Annotated in this window: 26 protein-coding genes and 1 tRNA gene; 14 read left to right on the forward strand and 13 right to left on the reverse strand. The window is 54.1% G+C overall.

Features of this window, described 5'->3' with window-relative positions; translation table 11 throughout:
• The first annotated feature begins 276 nt into the window (after positions 1-276).
• Positions 277-792 carry a hypothetical protein gene (locus tag VK738_06530; protein HTD22290.1) on the forward strand — a complete coding sequence of 172 codons (516 nt, stop codon included), beginning with the start codon at positions 277-279 and terminating at the stop codon, positions 790-792.
• A 60-nt stretch (positions 793-852) separates the two neighbouring features.
• Here the strand turns inward: VK738_06530 and rdgB are convergent, their stop codons facing one another.
• Positions 853-1,497 (reverse strand): RdgB/HAM1 family non-canonical purine NTP pyrophosphatase, encoded by a 645-nt coding sequence (gene rdgB, locus VK738_06535; GenBank protein ID HTD22291.1) that lies wholly within the window; start codon positions 1,495-1,497, stop codon positions 853-855.
• Between the two features lie 51 nt (positions 1,498-1,548).
• On the reverse strand, positions 1,549-1,914 hold the full coding sequence (locus VK738_06540) for a hypothetical protein (protein HTD22292.1): 366 nt from the start codon (positions 1,912-1,914) through the stop codon (positions 1,549-1,551).
• A 442-nt stretch (positions 1,915-2,356) separates the two neighbouring features.
• Between VK738_06540 and VK738_06545 the strand changes: the two genes are divergently transcribed.
• Entirely contained in the window at positions 2,357-3,289 is a 933-nt protein-coding gene (locus VK738_06545; protein ID HTD22293.1) for a Gfo/Idh/MocA family oxidoreductase, read from the forward strand.
• A 455-nt stretch (positions 3,290-3,744) separates the two neighbouring features.
• Here the strand turns inward: VK738_06545 and VK738_06550 are convergent, their stop codons facing one another.
• On the reverse strand, positions 3,745-4,374 hold the full coding sequence (locus VK738_06550) for a CDP-alcohol phosphatidyltransferase family protein (protein ID HTD22294.1): 630 nt from the start codon (positions 4,372-4,374) through the stop codon (positions 3,745-3,747).
• Between the two features lie 343 nt (positions 4,375-4,717).
• On the opposite strand from VK738_06550, the gene VK738_06555 reads away from it, so the two are divergent.
• Positions 4,718-6,364: a FlgO family outer membrane protein gene (locus VK738_06555; protein ID HTD22295.1), complete on the forward strand. Its 1,647-nt coding sequence runs from the start codon at positions 4,718-4,720 to the stop codon at positions 6,362-6,364.
• Positions 6,365-6,429: 65 nt separating this feature from the next.
• Here the strand turns inward: VK738_06555 and VK738_06560 are convergent, their stop codons facing one another.
• The 3 genes from VK738_06560 to VK738_06570 all read right to left on the reverse strand — a co-directional run bounded on the left by VK738_06560 (position 6,430) and on the right by VK738_06570 (position 8,345).
• Positions 6,430-7,431: a site-2 protease family protein gene (locus tag VK738_06560; GenBank protein HTD22296.1), complete on the reverse strand. Its 1,002-nt coding sequence runs from the start codon at positions 7,429-7,431 to the stop codon at positions 6,430-6,432.
• A 71-nt stretch (positions 7,432-7,502) separates the two neighbouring features.
• Positions 7,503-7,579: transfer RNA gene (locus tag VK738_06565), tRNA-Arg, on the reverse strand.
• Between the two features lie 538 nt (positions 7,580-8,117).
• Positions 8,118-8,345 carry a hypothetical protein gene (locus VK738_06570; protein HTD22297.1) on the reverse strand — a complete coding sequence of 76 codons (228 nt, stop codon included), beginning with the start codon at positions 8,343-8,345 and terminating at the stop codon, positions 8,118-8,120.
• Positions 8,346-8,550: 205 nt separating this feature from the next.
• Here VK738_06570 and VK738_06575 point away from each other — a divergent pair, with 205 nt between their 5' ends.
• From VK738_06575 to VK738_06585, 3 genes are all read left to right on the forward strand, one after another.
• Positions 8,551-8,910, forward strand: a complete 360-nt coding sequence (locus VK738_06575) for a metal-sensitive transcriptional regulator (GenBank protein HTD22298.1) — start codon at positions 8,551-8,553, stop codon at positions 8,908-8,910.
• A 70-nt stretch (positions 8,911-8,980) separates the two neighbouring features.
• The gene (locus tag VK738_06580; protein HTD22299.1) at positions 8,981-11,404 is read left to right on the forward strand and encodes a heavy metal translocating P-type ATPase; all 2,424 of its coding nucleotides are present in this window, start codon (positions 8,981-8,983) and stop codon (positions 11,402-11,404) included.
• A gap of 75 nt (positions 11,405-11,479) precedes the next feature.
• Complete coding sequence (locus VK738_06585) at positions 11,480-11,890, forward strand: VOC family protein (GenBank protein HTD22300.1); 411 nt, start codon at positions 11,480-11,482, stop codon at positions 11,888-11,890.
• Between the two features lie 44 nt (positions 11,891-11,934).
• Here VK738_06585 and VK738_06590 read toward each other — a convergent pair whose 3' ends face one another.
• Positions 11,935-12,444 (reverse strand): TlpA disulfide reductase family protein, encoded by a 510-nt coding sequence (locus VK738_06590; protein HTD22301.1) that lies wholly within the window; start codon positions 12,442-12,444, stop codon positions 11,935-11,937.
• A 181-nt stretch (positions 12,445-12,625) separates the two neighbouring features.
• Between VK738_06590 and VK738_06595 the strand changes: the two genes are divergently transcribed.
• From VK738_06595 to VK738_06615, 5 genes are read left to right on the forward strand one after another with little or no spacing between them, the layout of a single operon-like run.
• Positions 12,626-13,036, forward strand: a complete 411-nt coding sequence (locus VK738_06595) for a 6-carboxytetrahydropterin synthase (protein HTD22302.1) — start codon at positions 12,626-12,628, stop codon at positions 13,034-13,036.
• Positions 13,033-13,455 carry a 6-carboxytetrahydropterin synthase gene (locus tag VK738_06600; protein HTD22303.1) on the forward strand — a complete coding sequence of 141 codons (423 nt, stop codon included), beginning with the start codon at positions 13,033-13,035 and terminating at the stop codon, positions 13,453-13,455. Before VK738_06595 ends, VK738_06600 begins: the two co-directional genes overlap by 4 nt.
• 32 nt (positions 13,456-13,487) lie before the next feature.
• Positions 13,488-14,090, forward strand: coding sequence for a GTP cyclohydrolase I FolE (gene folE, locus VK738_06605; GenBank protein ID HTD22304.1), 603 nt, complete (start codon positions 13,488-13,490; stop codon positions 14,088-14,090).
• A gap of 6 nt (positions 14,091-14,096) precedes the next feature.
• Positions 14,097-14,843 carry an SDR family NAD(P)-dependent oxidoreductase gene (locus tag VK738_06610; protein HTD22305.1) on the forward strand — a complete coding sequence of 249 codons (747 nt, stop codon included), beginning with the start codon at positions 14,097-14,099 and terminating at the stop codon, positions 14,841-14,843.
• 14 nt (positions 14,844-14,857) lie between these two features.
• Positions 14,858-15,364 (forward strand): GNAT family N-acetyltransferase, encoded by a 507-nt coding sequence (locus VK738_06615; protein HTD22306.1) that lies wholly within the window; start codon positions 14,858-14,860, stop codon positions 15,362-15,364.
• Between the two features lie 35 nt (positions 15,365-15,399).
• On the opposite strand, the gene VK738_06620 is transcribed toward VK738_06615, so the two are convergent.
• Positions 15,400-16,098, reverse strand: a complete 699-nt coding sequence (locus VK738_06620) for a rhomboid family intramembrane serine protease (GenBank protein ID HTD22307.1) — start codon at positions 16,096-16,098, stop codon at positions 15,400-15,402.
• A gap of 53 nt (positions 16,099-16,151) precedes the next feature.
• Between VK738_06620 and truB the strand changes: the two genes are divergently transcribed.
• Entirely contained in the window at positions 16,152-17,108 is a 957-nt protein-coding gene (truB, locus tag VK738_06625; GenBank protein HTD22308.1) for a tRNA pseudouridine(55) synthase TruB, read from the forward strand.
• 1 nt (position 17,109) lies between these two features.
• On the opposite strand, the gene VK738_06630 is transcribed toward truB, so the two are convergent.
• The 5 genes from VK738_06630 to VK738_06650 form a co-directional block, all read right to left on the reverse strand.
• Positions 17,110-17,424 carry a hypothetical protein gene (locus tag VK738_06630; protein ID HTD22309.1) on the reverse strand — a complete coding sequence of 105 codons (315 nt, stop codon included), beginning with the start codon at positions 17,422-17,424 and terminating at the stop codon, positions 17,110-17,112.
• Positions 17,425-17,553: 129 nt separating this feature from the next.
• Entirely contained in the window at positions 17,554-18,018 is a 465-nt protein-coding gene (locus VK738_06635; protein ID HTD22310.1) for a lipocalin-like domain-containing protein, read from the reverse strand.
• Positions 18,019-18,130: 112 nt separating this feature from the next.
• Positions 18,131-18,616, reverse strand: a complete 486-nt coding sequence (locus VK738_06640; protein HTD22311.1) for a bifunctional nuclease family protein — start codon at positions 18,614-18,616, stop codon at positions 18,131-18,133.
• Between the two features lie 20 nt (positions 18,617-18,636).
• The gene (gene miaB / locus VK738_06645) at positions 18,637-19,965 is read right to left on the reverse strand and encodes a tRNA (N6-isopentenyl adenosine(37)-C2)-methylthiotransferase MiaB (GenBank protein ID HTD22312.1); all 1,329 of its coding nucleotides are present in this window, start codon (positions 19,963-19,965) and stop codon (positions 18,637-18,639) included.
• Positions 19,966-20,124: 159 nt separating this feature from the next.
• Positions 20,125-20,472 carry an STAS domain-containing protein gene (locus VK738_06650; protein HTD22313.1) on the reverse strand — a complete coding sequence of 116 codons (348 nt, stop codon included), beginning with the start codon at positions 20,470-20,472 and terminating at the stop codon, positions 20,125-20,127.
• Positions 20,473-20,587: 115 nt separating this feature from the next.
• Here VK738_06650 and VK738_06655 point away from each other — a divergent pair, with 115 nt between their 5' ends.
• A complete protein-coding gene (locus VK738_06655) occupies positions 20,588-21,184 on the forward strand; it encodes a class I SAM-dependent methyltransferase (protein HTD22314.1) in 597 nt (198 codons plus the stop codon).
• 72 nt (positions 21,185-21,256) lie between these two features.
• On the forward strand, positions 21,257-22,075 hold the full coding sequence (locus VK738_06660) for a class I SAM-dependent methyltransferase (protein HTD22315.1): 819 nt from the start codon (positions 21,257-21,259) through the stop codon (positions 22,073-22,075).
• Positions 22,076-22,138 lie beyond the last annotated feature (63 nt).

Here is a 22,138-nt window from a genome sequence, read left to right on the forward strand (position 1 = left end):
AAGACGCTATTGCGTCCTGCGAACTGAAGTCGACGACGGATCCAGAGCTGCTGATCGACGCGCTTACTGGACCCCTGTTCTTCCGATGGCTGCAGGGACACGCTCCGCTTGATAAAGGCTTTGCGAAAAGCATCCTTGACAGAGTGATTCCCGCCTTTCAGCCACACTGATCAAGCTCCGACACATTCGGAGCCGAAGCAGTTCTTAGTTCTCGCTTCGCGCTTCTCAGATTATAATTACGCGCATTGATCCCAGGAAGAAAAAGGAGATTTGATTATGGCGACCGCCGCGGCAGCGTTTGCTCAGATTGCAAACGAATGTGAAAGAGAAGGGCTCACGCCCCAGAACAGCGAACGCATTGGACAAGAGATCGCCAAGAGTTTCAACCTGCAACCCGATGAGGTAGGCATTCTCAAGTTGGAGAAGCAAACCCTGATTTTTGTATATCCGGCCAAGCTGCACATGGTGGGCAGCATTCCGTTGAACACCTCAGGCTCGGTTGCCTCGCGCACGGCCACTTCAAAACGCGCCGAGGTCATTAATGCTTTTGCACAGGCCAAGCACGTCAGCGTCTTCGAATCTATAGACCTGAAGGTCCCGGCAGGCGATAGGGCGGGACATACGATCCAGAAACTGATGGCCGCACCGGTGATAGGCCCGGAAGGCACGCTGGGGGTCATCGAGGTTTGCCGCAAAGGGCAGTCTGCCCCTGCCGCCGGCGCTGATTTCTCTCCGGCTGATCTGCAAAAGCTGGCAAGCATTGCCAATGCGTTAGGAAAATGCTTTAAGTAGCAGTACTCAGTACTCGGTACCCAGTACTCAGTTGCGCTGTCTCAAGACCCTAGTCTGCACCTATCGCTGGTTCTTGTACCATTCCAGGAATTTTCTGAAGGCCTGGCCACGGTGGCTCACTTTGGCCTTTTCAATCGCAGTCAGCTCGGCCGTGGTTTTGCCTAACTCGGGCAGATAGAAGAGCGGATCGTATCCAAAGCCATTTTCGCCACGAGGCGCATACAGAATTGTTCCGCGTACCTCGCCCTCGAAAGTTTGCAGAATCCTTCCGTCTCGTGCAGCGGCGAGCGCGCAGACAAAACGTCCGGCCCGCTTTTCCTGCAGTACTTTGGCCAGTTCACGCAGGAGCCGCCGATTGTTGGCCTCGTCGATGGAATGGGAAAAGGAAGCGTAGGCAGTTTTGAATTCTTCGGAGTCATCGGCTGCATAGCGGGCCGAGCGCACGCCAGGGGCGTTGTCTAAGGCCACAACTTCCAATCCGGAATCATCGGCGAGCACAATTGCCCCGGGTGCGTAACCGCTGTAGAAGCCGGCTTTTTTGCAGGCATTGGCCTCAAAGGTTTCGCCGTCTTCCTCGATTGAGGGAAGAGCGGAAAAACCGGGCAGCAATTCGAGAGCAATAGCGTCGATTCCGGCGGTTACTCCGGCGAAATCCCGCAATTTGCCTGCATTGGAAGTAGCAATGAAGACTTTCTCGGGCAGCATTCCTTATCGTCGACTATCGGAAGCGTAGAAAATAGCGGAATCTTTCAATCCCTAGTAGCGATCGTGTCCGCCGCGACCGCGGCCACCACCGCCGTGACGGCCTCCGCGACCCCCGCCACCACCACCACCACGCCCGCCGTAGCCACCACCGCCACCGCCGCCAGCGCGTTCCACTTTGGGGCGGGCTTCATTCACATTCAAGTTTCGTCCGCCTAGACTGGTGCCGTTCAGCGCCGCAATTGCTTTCTCGCCTTCGGCATCGTTCTGCATCTCAACAAATGCAAAACCGCGCGGCTGGCCTGTAGCCCGATCACGCACCAAAGTTACTTTGTCCACAGCGCCGAATTGCTCAAAGGCTGCTCGTAATTGCTCTTCTGTTGTAGCAAAATCCAGGTTACCAACGTAGATGTTTTTCACTCAAATGTCCTTTCGAGTCCGACCATCTTAACAGTTTTACAGAATTGCGCACTTTTTTTTTCAAAAAACCTAGTCCCATAATACGCTCTCTGGGCTGTCGTCATAACACGCACCGGCTAAAGCCGCTAATCATACATGAACTCATTCGGCACGCATAAAAGAGGTTGCGGAAAAAGTCTTTTCTATGACGCCAGTAAACTCGTGCCCTGATACACGTTTTCACACACCAGGACTTTTTCCGCAGTCTCTAAAATCCGTGCCCTGACAACGCGCTTTCGCGCGCCTGTATTGCCTGTGCCAGTTGCCAACCGGTCTAGACTCCGTGATTACTTTGACGCGAATCTAAGGCTTAAGTTTGCCACGGGCTTAGGTTTGCCGCGCGGTCCAGTACGGAAAGCGATACCTTATCAGCACCGAAATAAAATTTAAGGCACAATATTTCATGCTCAATTGGATCGTAGTTGGAGTAGGAGACATCACAAGAAAGCGTGTGATTCCGGCAATTCAGGCCGAAGCTCGAAGTCATCTCCATGGAGTCGTCACGCGAGACCCGGCGAAAGCTACGCCTTTTGCTGCGCAGGTGTGGACATCGCTGACCGAGGCCTTGCGTGATCCTGACGTACAAGCGGTTTATGTGGCCTCCCCTGTTTTCTTGCACGCGCAGCAGACCATCGAATCGCTGCGGGCAGGGAAGCACGTCGTATGCGAAAAGCCCATGGCGATGAACGAAGCCGAAGCGCGTTCGATGGTGCGCGCGGCGGAGGAAAGCAGAAAGACGCTGGGCATTGCTTATTACCGCAGGACATATCCGAAGGTGCAGCGCGCCAAAAAACTGCTCGAGGCCGGTGTGATAGGAAAGCCGGTGATCGCTGAACTAACCTGCCATGCCTGGTTTGACGGGCAAGGCCCCAGAAGCTGGCTGGTGGACCCGGCGAAGTCGGGCGGAGGCCCGCTGTACGACATTGCCTCTCACCGCATAGACGTCCTGAATTTCTTTTTTGGCCAGCCCTTGCGCGTGAGCGGACATCTTTCCAATGCCGTTCACAATTACGCGGTGGAAGACAATGCGACGGTGATGATTGATTATGAAGGCGGTGTGCGTGGTTTAGTGGACGTCCGCTGGCACTCCAAAATTGACCGCGACGAATGTCGCATTCGGGGAACCGAGGGAGAGATTAACCTTGATCCGTTGAATGGACCGGAACTGATTTATCCCGGCGGACGTGAGCACCTGCCTACGCACCAGAATTTACATTTTCCCATGGTGGAAAATTTCGTAGATTCCGTGCTGGATGGTGCGCCTCTGCTGGCCAGTGGTGAGTCATCTATTTGGACGGATTGGGTGACAGAGAGAGCGCGGCGGCAACCATGCTGAGAGACTTTTTGGTGGTACCATTCTGGCCCCAAAAGGCTGACTTCCTCGCAATTATGATTCATCATTGTCCTGGGCATTCGAGAATGCCGGGGACTTCGTGTGCCCTCAGCTCCTTGACAACTCATTAACCATTGTTGTGGTTTCTATTCCGTGATCCCTGTTTGCATCTTGTCATCCTGAAAGGATCTTGTGTTTTCTTGCCGGCTGATACTGTTCTTGGGTCCAGAAAAACTAAATCGCGCTGTTTACATCTATGACAATAGTCAAGACCACTTAGCTGGTCCTCAACCTCGGAGCGATTTTCCTCAATAATGACGGGGTTCCTGTGGCTCTCGGAGGCACTTTACCCACTACCAGCAAGTCCCCCCATCTCCATCACCTGGCCAGGCGAGCGAGGGTAACTGGCAAGGCAACAGCAGCCGCTTCTTTGCCGAGACTGGCCTCGAGACCCACAGCTAAATTCCAACGACTTGGGTTTTCGAGGCGACTTCCGCCTGATACTCCAATTCGCGCCGAAGCCAGATGGCGTAGCCCAATGTGGGAACGTCATGATGCCAGGCCGGTAGCACGAAAGACATGGTGAATCCCTCCAGATTGCACAGGATGCCCCAGGCAATCGCTATATTCAGCAACTTGTCCCAACCGAATCCAAGCAAAGCGATCATGGCTGTGGCCAGCAGAAGGCCCCAGATTTTGGAAAGGATGGAATGATAGCTGGCGAGACGGTGAAACTTCAGGAGAGAGAACAGGTGCTGCGCGATCTCAACCGCCACAAGCACGACCAAGAGAGGCCAGGCGTGGCGCACGGTTGCCGGATAGCGCAGCAAAACCACCAGGATAACGCCGGCATAGAAAATTGTGTCGGCGATGGTGTCGCAGCGGCGCAACAGGCCTGTAACAACATGCCAACGGCGGGCCAGGACGCCATCAAAAATATCGGAGAGCAGGGCGAGAACGATGCAAGCGGCAAGCAGCAATCCGCTCTGCCAGGCGAGGCTGATCAAAACGATTCCCGGCCCAAGCATGGCACGGAAGATAGTCATTGCCCAGGGCAGCTTATGTTTCCAATGATCTTGTAAGTTCATAAAGAGAAATCCTTTCATCAGGTGATTTCGGACTAGAAGCGGCAGTACGATCCTGCGGTAGCTGCCAGGAGCAAAAAGGCGCCACGCCAGAGCGGTTAAACTTACGATCTTGACCACTGGGTTCCTCCACCAGTCATTGATTCATTGACGCGGACTCATTGACGCGAGTTGAGCATAGCCAGGGTCAGGTTGCCGCTCAAGCGACAAGGCACGGCAAAGCCGGGTTGCCGTTGAATGTCGTGGGGTAGAATTAAGGCGGCCCAAAAACAATGGTGAGGTTTTTCAAAACCCAAAACCGTTGCCGAACCAGGGTTAGCCCCACACATTTGCCTGCACGATGACAATGACTACCACCAGCAATCCTGCCGATCGCCTGGACTCATGGAAAGAGATCGCCGTCTATTTGCGCCGGGATGTTCGCACGGTGCAGCGTTGGGAAAAGCGAGAGGGCCTGCCGGTTTATCGGCATCAGCATGACAAGCTGGGTTCCGTGTTTGCCTATCGCTCTGAAGTCGCTGCCTGGTTCAAGGGCCGTCAACAACTGGGGACCACACAAGACACCGGCAAGATCAAATTAGCCGTGCTGCCTTTTGCAAACCTCAACGCCGGCGCCGAGGGAGATTATTTCAGCGATGGATTAACCGAGGAGATGATTACTCAGATCACCCGGTTGCAGCCCGGACGCCTGGCCGTGATCGCCCACGATACCGCCATGCACTACAAAGCCAGCAGCAAACCCCTGGAGCAGATGAAACAAGACTTAGGGGTTGATTACGTGCTGGTGGGAAAAGTCCGGCGAGCAGATCAGCGGGTACGCATTACGGCGCAGCTCGTCGAAGTGGAAGACCAGACGCAACTATGGGCAGAAACGTATGATCGAGATTTGAGTGACATTCTGGCTCTGCAGGCGGACATTGCACAGGCGATATCCGCGGAAATTCATCTGGTGTTGAACCGCTCTGAAAGCACGCGTCTTACGGAACTGCAGCGCGGGCAAGGGCGGGTGCATCCGGCAGCCTATGAAACTTATTTAAAGGCCAGATATCACCTGCATGAGATGCTTCCAGCTTCGATTAAGAAAAGCATTGAGTACTTTGAACACGCAGTTCAACAGGACCCAAAGTATGCGCCAGCACACTCAGGGCTGGCGAGCGCTTACGCGCTTGTGGCCATAGCTCCGTTTGACGTGGTGCCTCCGCACCAGGCCATGCCCAAGGCGGAAGCGGCTGCCAGGAAGTCGCTGGAACTGGATGAGTCCCTGCCGGAAGCGCATACGGCTTTGGCGCTGGTTCACCATCACTATCATTGGAAGTGGGCTGAAGCCGAGACCGGCTACCGGCGCGCGATCGAACTCAATCCAGACTATGCGGCGGCGCACCTTTGGTACTCATGGTTGTTGCTGGCCTTGGGAAGGAACGAGGAAGCCGTGCAGGAAATCGAACGCACACTGACCATTGTGCAGGAGACCGACCCCCGCCGCATGGTCGCGGTCCATGCCACTCGGGCAGGAGCTTACTACCTGGCGAGGCAATATAAGCAGGCAGTGCAGGAGGCGGAAAAAGGCCTGGAGCTGAATCCGAATCATTTCATGTTGCATTACGTTATGGGCCGGGCCTACGCACTGATGGATATGAATGCCAAGGCAATTGCACAGCTCAAGCCCAAGGGAACCGCAGCCGGAGAGATTCCTTTGCTGGATGCCGCACTCGGACTTGCTTATGCGGTGGATGGCCAGCCCGAGCAAACCCTGAAGGCACTCGAAGCCCTGAAAGCTCTGGCGAAAAAACGCTACGTACCGTCAACCTACTTTGGAATGCTCTATGGCGGCTTGGGAGACAGAAAGCAATCGCTGGAGTGGTTGGAAAAAGCTTACGAAGAACGCGCCGATGGTCTGCTCTGGTTGAATGTAGATCCTATGCTGGATGCGGTACGCTTGCTCCCGCAGTTCAAGGATTTAATATCGCGGATTGGGCTGGTGCGTAAAAACTAGCTCCAAGCTCAAAGGCTGGAGACACGAAGGCCTGGGCCATCGTCGTTGAGTTGATCAACTGTAATTTAAGGCAGTCCTGCTTTTTGTCCGGGCACTATCCAAAGTATCAAAGCCAGCAAGGTCAATACAGTCACAAAGTACGCTGTTATCTTGGGACTTGGCTGAGGCGGCTCATCCTTCGTAAACAAGCGCCATCCGGCTCCCGCGGCCACCGCGATGAACCACGGTTGTCCGAACACCAGCCACAGGGCCAGGCAGACCACGAGGAGCACAATGCGCTCAGCTTTGCTCAACGCCAAAACTGCGTGACCACCATCGAGTATGGAAACCGGGATAAGGTTCAGCACGTTCAGCCACGCTCCCGTCCAAGCCAAGGCAGCCCATATTCCGTCGTGGGTCTCGAACCAGAGCAGGGCACAGGCCGCTGCAGCGAGCCATCCGGCAAATGGCCCAGCAAGGCTTACGGCTGCCCGGGTTTCGAGCGAAACGCCCAGCGCCTGCCAGCGCACATAAGCACCGAGTCCAGGCAGAAAGACCGGCATGTCTGCAGGCAGCCCTCTACGCTTGACGTCGATGAAATGACCCATCTCATGAATCAAAATCATTACAGCGAATCCAATGCCGAACTTTGGTCCCCAGAGCGCCCAGTAGATACCGACGAATGCTAATAAGCTCAGCAAGAACTTCAGCTTCAAGAGAATCGTCAGCAGCAACTTACCTTTTGCCAGCACGGCCGCGAGCGGCCCCAAGGGCGCCAGGCGCTTTACCCACTTGCTCTTGTTCGATGGGGCAGAATTCTGTGCCGCCGCATTCAGCTGAAGTGCGTGATTTTGGATCCACGCCGCCTGGCTGGAGCCGCGCGGCAGTAAGGGCAGTCCCATAAGCCAGTGATCTCGTGCCCGCAACAGCTCGCCTTTGGCTTCCATCGCCTTGGCCTCGGATGCGAGCTGATCCAGCTTATCGGCATAGACAAGCGCCTGGCACTGATCGCAAACCAGCACCCCCGGCGCAAGTTCGTGCGAACAACGTTTGCAGTTTCGGATTAGTTCAGGAGTAAAGGAAGACACGATATAACTAAAATTCTAGTGCATCAGGCTAAAAGTAGATATGGTGACACTGTTCGCAGGGGTGAAAAGAATGGCGCGCCCTGAGAGATTCGAACTCCCGACCTTCTGATTCGTAGTCAGACGCTCTATCCAACTGAGCTAAGGGCGCGTTCGGTGCGGTGCTGCTGAAATTTTGATTATAACGTATGCGCTGCGGAAGTCAGAAGTACGAAGGAGGATTTACGAAGGACGAGCCGGAAGCCAGGAATCTTTTTTCGCTTCTTCCCGTACTTAGTCCTTACTTCTTTCTTGAACCACGATCAGGATGGATCCTTAAAGGAGAACGAAGAGGGCTTGTTAAGAACAGATGCTTGTCCAAATTTCCCGGGCTGGTTCCTCTTACCGGGTAATTCTTTCTCACGGCTGGCAATTCCTACGCATGCGGCATCCAAAGTACATGACACAAGTCTTTTATTTTCAGTGAGGTGAACTTTGGAGAGAGCCTTGCAATATCCCATAACAGACGAAGTGGCGCGCAATAGGAACACTCTAGAACAAACTTCGGCCAGAGGTTTAAGGAGTGTTCCTTTTGCATTTTAGAAGCAGTTTTTGGCTCTTAGCAGCTCTCAATCCCGATTTCCAATCTCATTCACACTAAGAACTGATCTGTCTTGAAGCAGCAAATTTATCAATTGTGCTTTAAAGACTTAGGACAGGCTGATTTTTTCTGTCAGGTCTAATCCTGCGCGGCGGAGCAGAGCTTCAACATTCTTTTCGTTTAACCGGGTGGCGTCAAACTCAACGCTCACGGTCTTATTTTTTTCATCGAAGCGCAGTGCGCGGATGCCATAGACTTCGCGCGCGCTCCCAAGTGCGCGCATCTCTGCTTCTCCCGGGGGCATTCCGTAGCGAAAGCTAACGTCAACAGCGGTCATGAAGTCCTTTCCTGGACACAAGAGTTTCTGCGCCGGAGACCCGGCACTTTTCATCTGAGGGCCTCGCCCTCGTTTTGGTTCGCGCGGAACAGCGCTCACCAAAAGCTCACCCGTAAATATAAATCAGCGGGCAGGTTTTGCGGAAATCGGATACTCTCCAGGAGAAGTTATATAGGGGTGGGGGGTATATGTGTATAATGATCTTATGAAGCCGAAACTCAAAAAGAACTCTGCTCCTGCTGTATGCGGTTGCGAAGCTACAGGTTCGCATCGTAAGGCGGCAGCGGTTGATCCCGAGATCAAAACCGGTAACCTGCACCGCCTGAACCGCATTGAAGGACAAATCCGCGGCCTGCAAAAGATGGTCGAGGAAGACCGCTACTGTGCCGACATCCTGATGCAAATTTCATCGGTGCAGGAGGCGCTGCGCGGCGTAAGCAGGGAACTGATGCGGAACCATTTGCGGCATTGCGTTACCCAGGCGGTGCAAAAGGGATCCAAGCAAGAGGCGGCGGGTATGTATGAAGAAATTGTTGAGTTCATGTTCAGGAATAAAAGCTCTTAGCTTTTAGCCTTTGGCTTTTAGCTTTGCTGTGTTCAGAGTTGTGAGCGGAAGGTTGGTAATTGTGAATCCAATGGAAAACCAGACAACGGTTATAGATCCTGTTTGCGGAATGAAGGTGGTTCCGGAAAAGGCCAAAGGTAAGGTCGAATACAAGGGGCAAAGCTACTATTTCTGCTGCCCGGGATGTGCCCAGAAGTTCCAGACCGATCCAGAAAAGTATCTGAATGCTTCTAAATCCTCCGGCTTGATTCAACTGGGCGGGGCGAGGCTTCCTTCTCCTCCATCGCACTCGCATGCGGAAATGCAAGATTTGCACCCCGACATGCATGCCAGCGCACCCCCGGCGTCGGCATCCGTAATCAAAGGCAAGATTGAATATATCTGTCCGATGGACCCCGAGGTGGTAAGCGACAAGCCGGGAGCGTGCCCTATCTGCGGAATGGCACTAGAGCCGCGTACGTTAACGCTTGACGCCGGCCCGGAGGAAAATGACGAATTGCGCAACATGAGCCGCCGTTTCTGGATCAGCGTAGCTCTGGCGCTGCCGCTCGTGGCGGTTTCCATGGCGGAGATGATTGCAGGGAAAGACGCCGCTTGGCTTAATGCCATTGCGCCGTACTGGAACTGGGTGCAACTGGCCCTGGCAACGCCGGCTGTCCTCTGGTGCGGATGGCCCTTGCTGGAGCGAGGCTGGAGATCTTTTCTTACCAGAAACCTCAACATGTTCAGCTTGATTGCAGTAGGAACAGGCGCTGCTTATCTTTACAGCACAGTTGCCACGCTTGCGCCCGGTCTTTTCCCTGCTTCTTTTCGAGGGATGAGCGGCAAGCCGGATGTTTATTTCGAAGTAGCGGCTGCCATTACAGCGCTGGTTCTGCTGGGGCAAGTTATGGAACTCAGAGCGCGAACCCAGACCAGCGCTGCCATCCGTGCCTTGCTCGATCTCTCTCCCAAGATTGCCCATCGCATAGCGGCAAATGGTTCAGAGTCAGACGTGCCTTTGGCCGAGGTGCATCCGGGTGACGTGTTGCGGGTCCGTCCGGGCGAGAAGGTGCCGGTAGACGGCACGCTGCTGGAGGGCTCGAGTGCGGTGGATGAATCCATGATTACGGGCGAATCCATTCCGGTAGAAAAAACAGCAGGCGCAAAGGTCATCGGAGCGACGCTAAACACGACTGGTTCGTTCACAATGCGGGCGGAACGGGTGGGAAGCGAGACCCTGCTGGCCCAGATTGTGCGAATGGTTGGCGAGGCTCAGCGCAGCCGCGCGCCGATTCAGCGTATTGCCGATGTGACGGCTGCATATTTTGTGCCGACGGTGTTCGCGGCTGCATTGATCACTTTTGCCGTGTGGGCATGGGTTGGCCCGGCTCCACGCATGGCCCACGCCTTGATTGCGGCCGTTGCGGTGCTGATTATTGCATGTCCGTGCGCGCTGGGGCTGGCTACACCCATGTCAATCATGGTGGGCACAGGACGCGGCGCTTCTGCCGGCGTTCTGATCAAAAACGCCGAGGCCCTCGAGGCCATGGAGAAAATTGACACGCTGGTTGTGGATAAGACCGGAACACTGACTCAGGGCAGGCCAGAGCTGGTAAATATTGTGCCTTTGAATGGTTTTGCGGAAGACGAGGTGCTGGCTCTCGTGGCCAGCGCGGAGCGCAACAGCGAGCATCCATTAGGACAGGCTGTCGTACGTGCCGCCGAGAAGCGTGGTCTTGTTTTTTATCCGGCCACTGGGTTTCAATCCTTCACCGGAGCAGGAATTCAAGCAACAATTCAGGAAAAATCCTTAATTATTGGAAATGAAAGACTTTTTTCTCAATTGCATCTTGCCTTAAACGACGCTGGCAGGCAGGCTGAACAGATGCGCAGCGAGGGCCAGACGGTCGCGCTGGCCGCTATTGATGGAAGGCCGGCGGCATTGTTGGGAATTGCCGATCCTATGAAAGCAACGACTCCAGAGGCATTGCAGGCGCTACGGAAAGAGGGAATCCACGTAATTATGCTGACCGGGGATAACCGGATCACCGCAGAAGCCGTGGCCCGCAGGTTAGGATTAGAAGACTTTCGTGCCGAAGTTTCGCCACAGCAGAAGCTTGAGATCGTTAAGAAACTGCAGGCGGAAGGGAAGAAGGTTGCCATGGCCGGCGATGGCATTAATGATGCTCCAGCGCTGGCGCAGGCCGATGTGGGTATTGCCATGGGCACCGGAACGGACGTGGCCATGGAGAGCGGATCGATCACGTTAGTGAAGGGCGACTTACGCGGAATTTTGCGCGCTCGCCGGCTGAGCCAGGCCACGCTTCGCAATATCCGGCAAAATTTATTTTTTGCATTTGTTTATAACGCTCTGGGAATACCCATCGCTGCCGGTGTGCTGTATCCCTTCTTGGGAATCTTGCTCAATCCCATGATCGCTGCTGCAGCCATGAGCTTCAGCTCGGTGAGTGTGATTACCAACTCGCTGCGGCTGCGAAGGCTACAGCTGTGATTTACCGCTGAGACGCGGAGGTTCGTGGAGGTACCCTGAATCGTCAGGGCAGCTCATGGTTCAAAGGAGGGCAGCGTGCAGTTGTATCCATATCTGACATTCGACGGAGAGTGCGAAGCGGCCTTTAAGTTCTACGAGGAGTGTCTACGCGGCAGGACCATCTTCATGGTGACGTATGAGAATACTCCCATGGACCTGCAAGCGCCGCCTGATTGGCGAAAGAAGATCAGCCACGCCACGTTCGCTCTTGCCGAGTTCATGTTTTACGGCGCAGACGCGTTGCCTGGACACTATCAGAAACCGCAGGGCTTCGCGCTACAGCTCAATCTTAGTAATGCAGTGGAAGCCGAGCGCATCTTCAATGCCCTGGCAAAAAACGGAATGGTTCAAATGCCGCTGCAGGAAACATTTTGGGCGCTTCGTTTCGGCGTACTCGTTGACCAATTTGGAATCCAATGGCACATCAACTGCGAGAAGCCGGCCTGACCGCTCTGTGCATCCAGTAAAAGCGCAGTGTTTTCCGCAACCGGCTAGAGTTGCTTCAGGTATTCCATGATTTCAGGCTTGGTCCATTCGACGGGGCCAATGAATTTGCGGCGGATCACGCCTTGGGTATCAATAATGAAGGTCTCAGGATATCCATCGGTTTTGTACAGTTTTGTAGTTCCGTAGAGGGTGCTGGCGTTCGGTTCTTCCGGATTGCTGTTGGTAACTGGATCGCGGACCGTAAGCAGATTGACGTTGTACTGGCGCAGGAATCGGTGGTAGGTGTCCGGGTCCTGATCTACACTGACCGCGAGCACGTTGACCCGGTCTTTCAATTGCGACTGCATCGCGACCAGCGATGGCACCTCCTCAACGCACGGCGGACACCAGGTAGCCCAAAAGTTCAATACGATCACCTTACCGTGTAAATCATGCAAAGAAACGGTTCGGTCAGAATCCTTCACGGTAAAATCGGGCGCGCGCTTGCCCACCAGATTAGGTTCCGAGCCACGATCACAGCCACAGGCCAGCAGAAACGCAAGCAGCAGGCCCATCCAGCATGTCCTCTTCTTCAGCGTAACGTGCATAGTTCGTATAATAAAAGGTTCCACCATGATTGTACGTTGTGTTGTTGGTTTGGCAGTACGCAAGGTGACCGCGAAAATTTTATAGTCTTTCCGGCCCCTCGGACAATCTATTCCATGAGGGCCGGAACCAATGTTCCCGGAGCGATGAATGGTTTATTTGACGCGACGAACTGAATTCTCTGCCTCGCATTATTATCACAATCCGGAATTTTCTGCCGAAGAAAACCGCCGTATCTTCGGCAAGTGTAATAACCCTCATGGACACGGGCATAACTATACGCTGGAAGTTACCGTGAAGGGCGAGATTGATTCCAAGTCAGGTTTTGTTGTGGACCTGAAGCAGTTGAAAGACATAATGAACCGCGAGGTGATTGATGCGCTCGACCACCGGCATTTGAACAAAGAGGTCCCGGAGTTCGAGCATCAGGTCCCGACTTCGGAGAACCTGGCGGTAGCCATCTGGAAGCGATTGCAGCCCAAGTTGAGTGTTGCGCGGCTGCACCGGGTAAGGCTGTATGAAACCTCCGATTTGTTCGTAGATTTTTACGGAGAAGCATGAAAGCGCATCTGACACGGCGATACAGGTTTTCAGCCTCGCACCGGCTGCATAATGACGCTATGACAGCGGAAGAAAACTGGGCGACGTATGGCAAATGCAACAATCCGCACGGCCACGGACACAATTATGTTCTGGAGGTCACGGTCAGCGGACAGGTGGACCCGAGCACAGGCATGGTGTGCAATCTTGCTGACCTCGATGGCTTTGTAGAGCAGGAGATTGTAGAGCGCTACGGCTACATGAACCTCAACACACTGGATGAATTCCAGAAGCTGGTTCCTACAACCGAGAATCTGTGCCTGGAAATTTTTGGACGGCTACAGAAAGGATTTCGTCCCGCAAAGGTTGAGAAAATAAGGATTGAAGAGACCATGATGAACTCATTCGAATATGCCGGCGGCGGAGAATTGGCGCATTAATTATGGGGAAGTCTAGTGATGGGAAGGGAAGTATGAAGTCAAAAATAGAGCCGGTTTCGTTGACCGGAGCCAGCACCGAAGAGCTGTTGCGTGAGCTATTAATACGACTGGGCGAAGACCCAGAGCGTGAAGGACTGCTGCGCACGCCAGAGCGTATGGGACGAGCTTTGCAATATCTGACCAAAGGCTATCAGGAAGATCCGGAAGAGTTGCTCAAGGGGGCGATGTTCACCGTGGATTACGATGAGATGGTCATCGTCAAAGACGTGGAGATGTTCAGCCTGTGCGAGCACCACATACTGCCTTTCTTCGGAAAAGTGCATGTTGCCTACATTCCCAAGGGAAAAGTGATCGGGTTAAGCAAGATCCCGCGGCTGATTGATGCTTTCGCCCGTCGCCTGCAAGTGCAGGAGAGGCTGACCACGCAGATTGCCGAATGTATTCAGAACGCTATCAAGCCCGAAGGCGTAGGTGTTGTCATCGAGGCGCGCCATCTTTGCATGATGATGCGCGGAGTGGAAAAACAACACTCGTCAGCGGTGACTTCTTCCATGCTGGGCTCCTTCCGCGAGCAGCAGCAGACGCGTGATGAATTTCTCGCTCTGATCCGGCAGAAGAGCAGCAACGGGTTCTGACCTCACATGCCAGCTAAGAAAGCCCCTACGAAAAACTCACAGTCACTTCAGGGCAAGGTTGCTGTGATCACCGGCGCCAGCCGTGGCATCGGACTTGCAATCGCAGGGGTACTGGCCGAAGCCGGATGCAAGCTTTGTATCACGGCCCGCAACTACGGGCCCTTGCAGAAAGCTGCGCAAGAGCTTAAAGCACACAAGACGGAAGTCCTGGCAAAGACCTGCGATGTTGGCGATCCTGCATCTGTGGCTGATTTTTTTCACGCAGTCAAAAAGCAGTTTAAGAAAATTGACATCCTTATTAACAATGCCGGTCTGGCGCACCCGCTTGCTGATATAGAAAAACTGGAGTGGGAAGTATGGCAACAGGTCATCCAGGTCAACCTCTCCGGATTGTTTCTGGTCACCCATTCGGCGCTTCCGCTGCTGAATTCGAAGGGCACGATTGTGAATAATCTCTCGGTTGCCGCCAGGCAGGTTTTTAAAGGTTTTTCCGCCTATAATGCCTCCAAATTCGGCGCCCTGGGTTTCACCGAAACCCTGCGTGAAGAGGTGCGCGGACGCGGCATTCGAGTGCTGGCACTCATCCCCGGTGCTGTGGATACGGAGATCTGGCAGCAGTTCTGGCCCGAGGCGCCACGCGAGCGCATGGTTTCTCCCAAGGTTGTTGCCCAGGCGGTGCTGCATGCCATCACTGTGCCGGAGGGAACTTCGGTTTCTGAATTGGTGATTGGGCCAGTGGAAGGAACACTTTAGGAGGCTGAGGACGCATGATCCGTCGCTGTGATGACCGCGATTTTGAGCTGATTTGGGCCATCATCAACGATGGCGCGCAGGCTTATAAAGGGATTATCCCTGCAGATCGCTGGACAGAACCGTATATGTCCCGGGAGAAATTGCAGCATGAAATCGATGAAGGTGTTGTGTTCTGGGGCTACGAGGAGACCGGGACGCTAGCAGGCGTAATGGGCCTGCAACAGGTCCAGGACGTGACTCTCATTCGTCACGCCTATGTTCGGACCAGCAGCCAGAAGCGAGGGATTGGAGCACACTTGCTGTCTCATTTGCGGGAGCTGGCGAACGGTCCGGTATTGATCGGCACGTGGGCTGATGCGGTCTGGGCGATCGGCTTTTACGAAAGATACGGCTTTCAAATCGTTGGTCCCCAGGAGAAGGACCGGCTGCTCAAAAAGTATTGGACTATACCCGAACGCCAGATTGAAACGTCCGTAGTTCTGGCAGACGCGAAGTGGCGGGAGCTCAGCGGTGAGGCGTAACGCTTCCTTGACTCGTTCTAAAACAGCCTACGTCACTATTCGTAGGAAAACCGCTGCGGTCTGGCAGGGAAGAGTTTGATCAGGAGCAGGCCGGCGAGAAATCCTCCAACGTGGGCCCACACGGCCACCCCGCCCGTGTTTTGGTTGGAAGATGTAATCGTGCTGGCGGCTCCCGTGAGGAACTGCACCACGAACCAATAGCCCAGGATGATCCAGGCAGGCAGCCAGGTTAAAAACACGAAGAAAAACGGCACCAGAGTCAAGACACGCGCCGAAGGATACAGCAGGAAATACGCTCCCATAACACCGGCAATCGCGCCACTGGCGCCCACCGTGGGATTGGTGGAGTGCAAGTTAAAAACCGTGTGCACCAGATCGGCCAGGACTCCACAAGACAGATAGAATCCAAGATAGGGCAGATGTCCAAGGTGGTCTTCAACGTTATCGCCGAAGATCCACAGAAACCACATATTGAAGATGATGTGCCACCAGCCACCGTGCAAAAACATCGAGGTCAGAACGGGCAAGACGGCTTCGAGAAAGCCAACGTGGTGGTTTCCGCCGATCCAGGCGGTTATGTTCGCGGGCACAGCGCCAAATTGCGTAAGGAAGAGACCTTGCTGCTCGGGCGAAAGTGTCTGCTGAAAGAGAAAAATCAAAACATTGAGAGCGATCAGAAAGTAATTCACATACGGCGTGGTGTAGCGGGGAGCGTCATCGCGGATAGGGATCATTGGATCGGGAAATAACTATATAGAATACATAATGTAAGGTTGAGATTCAGAATATGGATGGAGTGTTGGTTCTCGATAAGCCGGGCGGGATCACGTCGCATGACGCGGTCAACCGCTTGCGCCGGATTACCGGCGAGCGTTCGATTGGCCACTTAGGCACGCTTGACCCTATGGCAACCGGAGTTTTGCCCATGCTGCTGGGACGCATGACACGGCTGGCACAATTTTATCTGCATTGTGAGAAGGAGTATGAAGGCGAAATTCGGCTGGGATTTGCCACTGATACCTACGATGCCACCGGAGAACCAACCGGATCTTCCAACCAGGTAAATTGCTCGGAAGTTCAGATACGGGAAGTCGCTGAGAGATTCGTGGGAGTGATTGAGCAGACGCCGCCGTCATACTCCGCCAAGAAAATCGCAGGCGTGCCTGCCTATAAGCTGGCCCGCAAAAAACAGACAGTCGAATTGAAGCCAGTGAAAGTCGAAATCAAACAATTTGAGATTGCCGGCGTACAAGGCGATCGCGTGGCGTTTCGCGCTCAAGTCGCCTCGGGAACTTACTTACGTTCCTTGGCCCATGATCTGGGTCAGCAACTGGGAGTCGGCGGTCATCTTGCCCGCCTTCGCAGAACCGCAGTGGGGGAGTTTAAGATAGAAGATGCCTGCAGATTAGAGGACTTAGAGTGTAAAGGAGAAGGATCAGCCCCATCTTTAATGTCCGATAACGAATATTATGTAAAATCTACAATGGATCAGTATTTGCGCCATCCTCGCACGCTGCTTCCGGGCTTTCCCAGTGTTACCGCGCCGCCTGAGGCCCTGCCCCGCCTGTTGAACGGTAACTCGGTAAATCTGCCTGAATTCTCTTCAGCCAAGTTGGTCAAAGTGTTTCGCAACCAGACTGAGCTGGTTGCCATCGTCCAACGAGTTGCGGGTTCGCTGTTCCAGCCTAAGGTCGTATTGGGATCTGCACAGGAGCAGCCAGTCGAAATGGTTCAGCCCCGATAAGCTACGCGACTGGGCTTAGCAGGTCTTTAAGCTCGCGTTCAAAGCTTTTTAGCTTTTCCAGTAGCTCGGGGGTGGCTTCAACAATTTCCCGTTTGGCCTGAAAGACCTTGCGACCATCTTTTTCCACTAAAACTCCCATGACTTCGCCCATGCGCCGTCCCGGCGAACCAATCATGCTCAAACCATTTGGAGTAGCCTCAAACAAGGCGATGCATTGATCGCGGACTACACCCAAGGCCTGAGGATAGCGGTCGAACTGTTCGATGTCGAAGCCTGCCTGGTAAATGCGGGCAAGTTGTTCAGCGGGATCAGGCATAGACTAGGATTCTAGCAAGGCGGACAGGAAAAATTCCTGGCCTGATGGAGCAAATTCGGGAAAGCGCCGTAGTTCTCAAGCATGGCAAAACGTCCGCTGACGAGCGTAACGGGGCACGGCGAGCTCGTTTCAGCGCGGACTTGTTACCTTCTCCCATACGACAACGTACTGAGCCTCCGTGCCAGTTGTTGGGTCAATAGCACGGGCTGTGATGGTTAGGGTGCTCCCATTCAACTCATAAAATCGGACTTGATCGGTACCATTCCAGACTTCGTTCCAAGAAATATCGACGTGATGGGTGACCTTGCCGGCCTCTACCGAGTAAGTGCCCGCATACGCGAACATTGTCTTGTGGAGCGCTACTTGCTCTTCGTCTGTCAGAGCGAGGTCGAGTGGCACTATGCGTCCGCTCGAGGTTCCGATCGCATGCATCCGCCCGTCCGCAGAGTAACTAAGGTACCCAATCGGATGCTCGCCGTACGGAGTTGACCTCTCACCCGTGCCTGTGGTCATTACATGTGACTTCAATTTCCATGTGCCCAGCAATGGGTTCCCGCTCGCGAGCCCGGCAGTGGATCCAGTGACGGCTTTCATATTAGCCTCCGTTTCGCTTTGATTGCACCGGATCGGCGGCGTGCCACTGCCCAAGAGGATGCGGAGTCCGATTCGTAGCGTGACGCTAGAAGCTGGCAGCTAGGAGTTTTACCTACATCTTATAGCGGCCGAGGTCTTCGTCGTTGAGCGACTCCAGCCACTTGCGCAGCTCATCGGAGCTGACACGCTCATTGATGGAGCTGGCGAGCTTGGAAGATTTCAGGACTTCGTCTTCCACGTAGATCGGGCAATCGAGGCGCAGGGCGAGGGCCAGCGCATCTGAGGGGCGTGAGTCTATGCTGATGACGTGACCGTCGCGTTCCATCCAGATGACAGCGTAGAAAGTATCGTCACGCAGTTCACTCACGACGACTTTGTGGACGTGGGTGTTGAGCCCGGTGAGCACGTTCTTGATCAGGTCATGTGTCATCGGACGCGGGGTTGTGACCTTCTCGATCTCCAGGGCAATGGCGTTGGCCTCGTAGACACCGACCCAGATCGGCAATACGGTATCGCCGCCTACGTCCTTGAGGACCACAATAGGCATATTGGTCACCGGATCCATCATCAATCCACGAATTTTCATTTCAACTTCCATTGTTATTCTCCCCGAATCCTTCAAGCTATCATTTCGCCTACCAGGCTATTGGGAAAACTTCCCGTTACTCTAATTAAATGATAAGAACCAACCTCTGGCGACGTCTCGGCGGCAGCGGTAAAATTCAGTGTTTTGTTCTGCGAAGTGCGCCCGATCCACTGATGGCGGGCCTCGTTCTTCCCTTCTACCATTACTTCAAGAACACTTCCTATCTGCTTGCTGTAATTGATTCTTTGAATCTCGCGCTGGCGGTCCATAAGTATCGCAAGCCGCTTTGCTTTCTCCTCGTCCACAATGCTGTCAATCATGCTGATCGCGGGAGTGTGAGGGCGCGGCGAATATTTGAAAGCAAAAACGCCGTCGTATTGCACTTCATCGAGCAATGTGATGGTTTGCTCAAAATCGGAGTTGGTTTCGCCGGGGAAACCAACAATGACGTCCGTCGTAAGACTGATGGGACGCTTGGCTTCTTTGATCCAGCCGATGCGCTCCAGGTATTCTTCGCGGGTATACAGGCGCATCATGGCTTTGAGCGTGTTGGAAGAGCCGCTTTGCACCGGCAGATGCACGTGATCGCAGAGTGTGGGAACAGAATCAATCGCTTCTACGATGTCGCGGGTGAAATCGCGGGGATGCGAAGTGGTAAAGCGCACGCGGCGAATGCCTGTGACCTGCCCGACTGCGGCCAGCAAATCAGCAAACGACTTTTTGCCACTGGGGTCGAGGTACGAATTTACAGTTTGCCCGAGAAGCTGGATATCGGTGTAGCCGGCATCAGCCATCTTCTGGGCCTCGGCCAGCACGGAATCTGATGTGCGGCTGCGCTCCTTGCCGCGGGTATAAGGAACGATGCAGTAAGAGCAGAACTTGTCGCATCCTTCAATAATGGTGATGTATCCGCGATGCGGATTGCTGCGCGCAGTGAACTCGGTCTCAAAGGTTTCATCGGTCTGGCGGTCATCCAGGCCGGTGACGCGTGAGTTCCCTGCTTCAAGCTGCACCAGCATTTGAGGAAGATTGCGATACGAAGCTGATCCGGCGACGAGTGAAACATAAGGAGCGCGCTCGAAAATCTTCTCGCCTTCCTGCTGCGCCACGCATCCTAGCACGCCAAAGCGCTTGCCTTGTTTATGGAATTTCTTGAAATCGTTCAGGCGATTGAAGACCTTTTGTTCGGCCTTGTCGCGGATGGAGCAGGTGTTGTAGAGGACCAATCCGGCCTCTTCCACACTTTCCACTTGGCGGTAACCTTGTGCGACAAGTGTGCCGATGACCTTCTCCGAGTCATGGACGTTCATTTGGCAGCCAAAGGTCTCGATAAAGAACGTCTTTTCGAGCGATTGCGGCATGGTTGATGAGTTCAGTATAGCGCAATCAGACCGAGTGTTTGCCCAATATCGAAGCACCTACAGTTAAAATACGCGAAATCATGTCCTTAGCTTTTGTAAAAATTATGTCTTGTGCTTGACACGTCTGCTCATGGCTGGCACTTTGCAGGGTGAATTGATCTAATTCGAGAAAGAATCTGTGGCGGTTTTCTCGTCGTGGTAAATCTGGAAAAGTTCCACCAGGCCGACTCGCTTAAGCGACTGCAGAGCATATTCGGAAGGATTCACTAACTTGGCGTTGCCACCGCGTTGCTTGACTGCGGTAAGCGTGCGCACCAGGACTCCGATGCCGCTGGAGTCGAGCAACTTGACGTCGCTGAGGTCGAAGACGATACGCGAGTTACCCGAGCCCAGGGTCTGGGTGACGGTCCTGCGAAGGTTATCCACGGCATCGCCCACCATGAGGTCGCCGCGCATGCTGATGACCTGCACGTTCCGGTTTGCGTCTTTGCGGACTTGTATTTCCATGTTGACTCCGCCCACAATGGAGACCTCAGGACTCTCAGCAGATTATAGGCAAAATCGTTGTCTTGTGAAAGGGCGACGATTTGTGATTTCCACTACCGAAAGTACTTACCGCAATATGAAATTTTCGAACAACAAACCTCGAGTGGCTTCCGAACAGGAGATGTGGAATGCAAAATACCAGGCAGGCTCGCATACATCGTTGAAGCCCGATCCATTTTTGCTGCAAGCAGATAAGGATTATGTGCAGCCGCTGTTGCCGGCACGGGGCGATGTGCTGGATCTAGCCGGCGGCGTGGGCCGCCATTCCTTGTTTTACGCTAAGCGAGGCTGGAAGGCGACGCTCATTGACGTCTCAGACCTAGGGACCGCTTTGGCGCAGAAGAATGCCCGCCGCAGAAAATTGAAAATCGAAACCATTACGGCTGATCTGAACCACTATAATCTGCGACAGTTGCCGCAGCGGTTTGATCTAATCCTTGGGTTTTTCTATTTGCAGAGAAACCACTTCCCTGCTCTGGTTGATGTGCTCAAACCCGCCGGTTTGCTGATCTATAAAACCTATCTGCTAGGCACGGTGAAGGGGCCGACGCATCCTTTGCATCTGCTCGAGCCAAACGAACTCTTGCGCGATTTCCCTGGATTAAGGGTGCTGCACTACCGGGAAACCGTGGGAGAAAGCCGCACGGCGGAGTTTGTGGGCAAAAAGGAGTAAAGAATATTCCTGGTTGTTCGTCGCGATTCCCTGCTGTTGTATCCTTTATATTCCTAACTCAGGAGGTTTCTTATGTCGTCTACTGCAATGGACATCAACGCACTCAAAGACCGTATGCGTGACACCTGGATGGCCGGGGATTTCGGCATCATCGCCACCTACATCGTTGCTGCCGCGAATGATTTCATTGGCCGCCTGAATATCGCGTCAGCCAGCCGCGTGCTTGATGTGGCCTGCGGTACCGGCAACACGGCCATTCCGGCAGCCCGCGCCGGAGCGGTGGTTACGGGAGTGGATATCGCTTCGAACCTGATCGAGCAGGCGCGCGCTCGAGCAGCGAAAGAAGGCGTAAAAGCCACGTTCGAAGAAGGCGATGCCGAGCAATTGAAATTTGCCGACGGCTCTTTTGACGCGGTGGTGACCATGTTCGGCGCCATGTTTGCGCCACGCCCCGAGCGCGTGGTCGCCGAGTTCCTGCGCGTGTGCCGGCCGGGAGGGATGATTGCCATGGCAAACTGGACGCCGGATGGATTTGTCGGCGAAAACTTCCGTGCCCAGGCCGCTCATGTTCCTCCTCCTCAGGGCGTTCCCAGGCCAGTGCTTTGGGGAGACGAAGCGACCGTGCGTGAGCGCTTCGGCAAAGGTGTGAGCAAAATCACATGCTCCCGCCAGATGTGCATCTTCAAATTTCCCTTTCCACCCCGCGAGGTGGTGCAGCTCTTCCGCCGGTACTTTGGCCCAACGCAGGTTGCATTCTCCACCCTCGATGCCGGCAAGCAAGCGGCGCTGGCTGCCGATCTCGAAGCCGTGTGGAACAAGCACAATCAGGTGAAAGACGGCACGACTCTGGTCGAGGGAGAGTATCTCGAGGTAAAAGCCATCCGGGCGTAGAGAAGCAAGGCTTAACCGCAGAGGACGCAAAGGAACGCAGAGGCGCACAAATATTCTGCGAGA

Source organism: Terriglobales bacterium (assembly GCA_035487355.1).
Taxonomy (GTDB): domain Bacteria; phylum Acidobacteriota; class Terriglobia; order Terriglobales; family Acidobacteriaceae; genus QIAW01.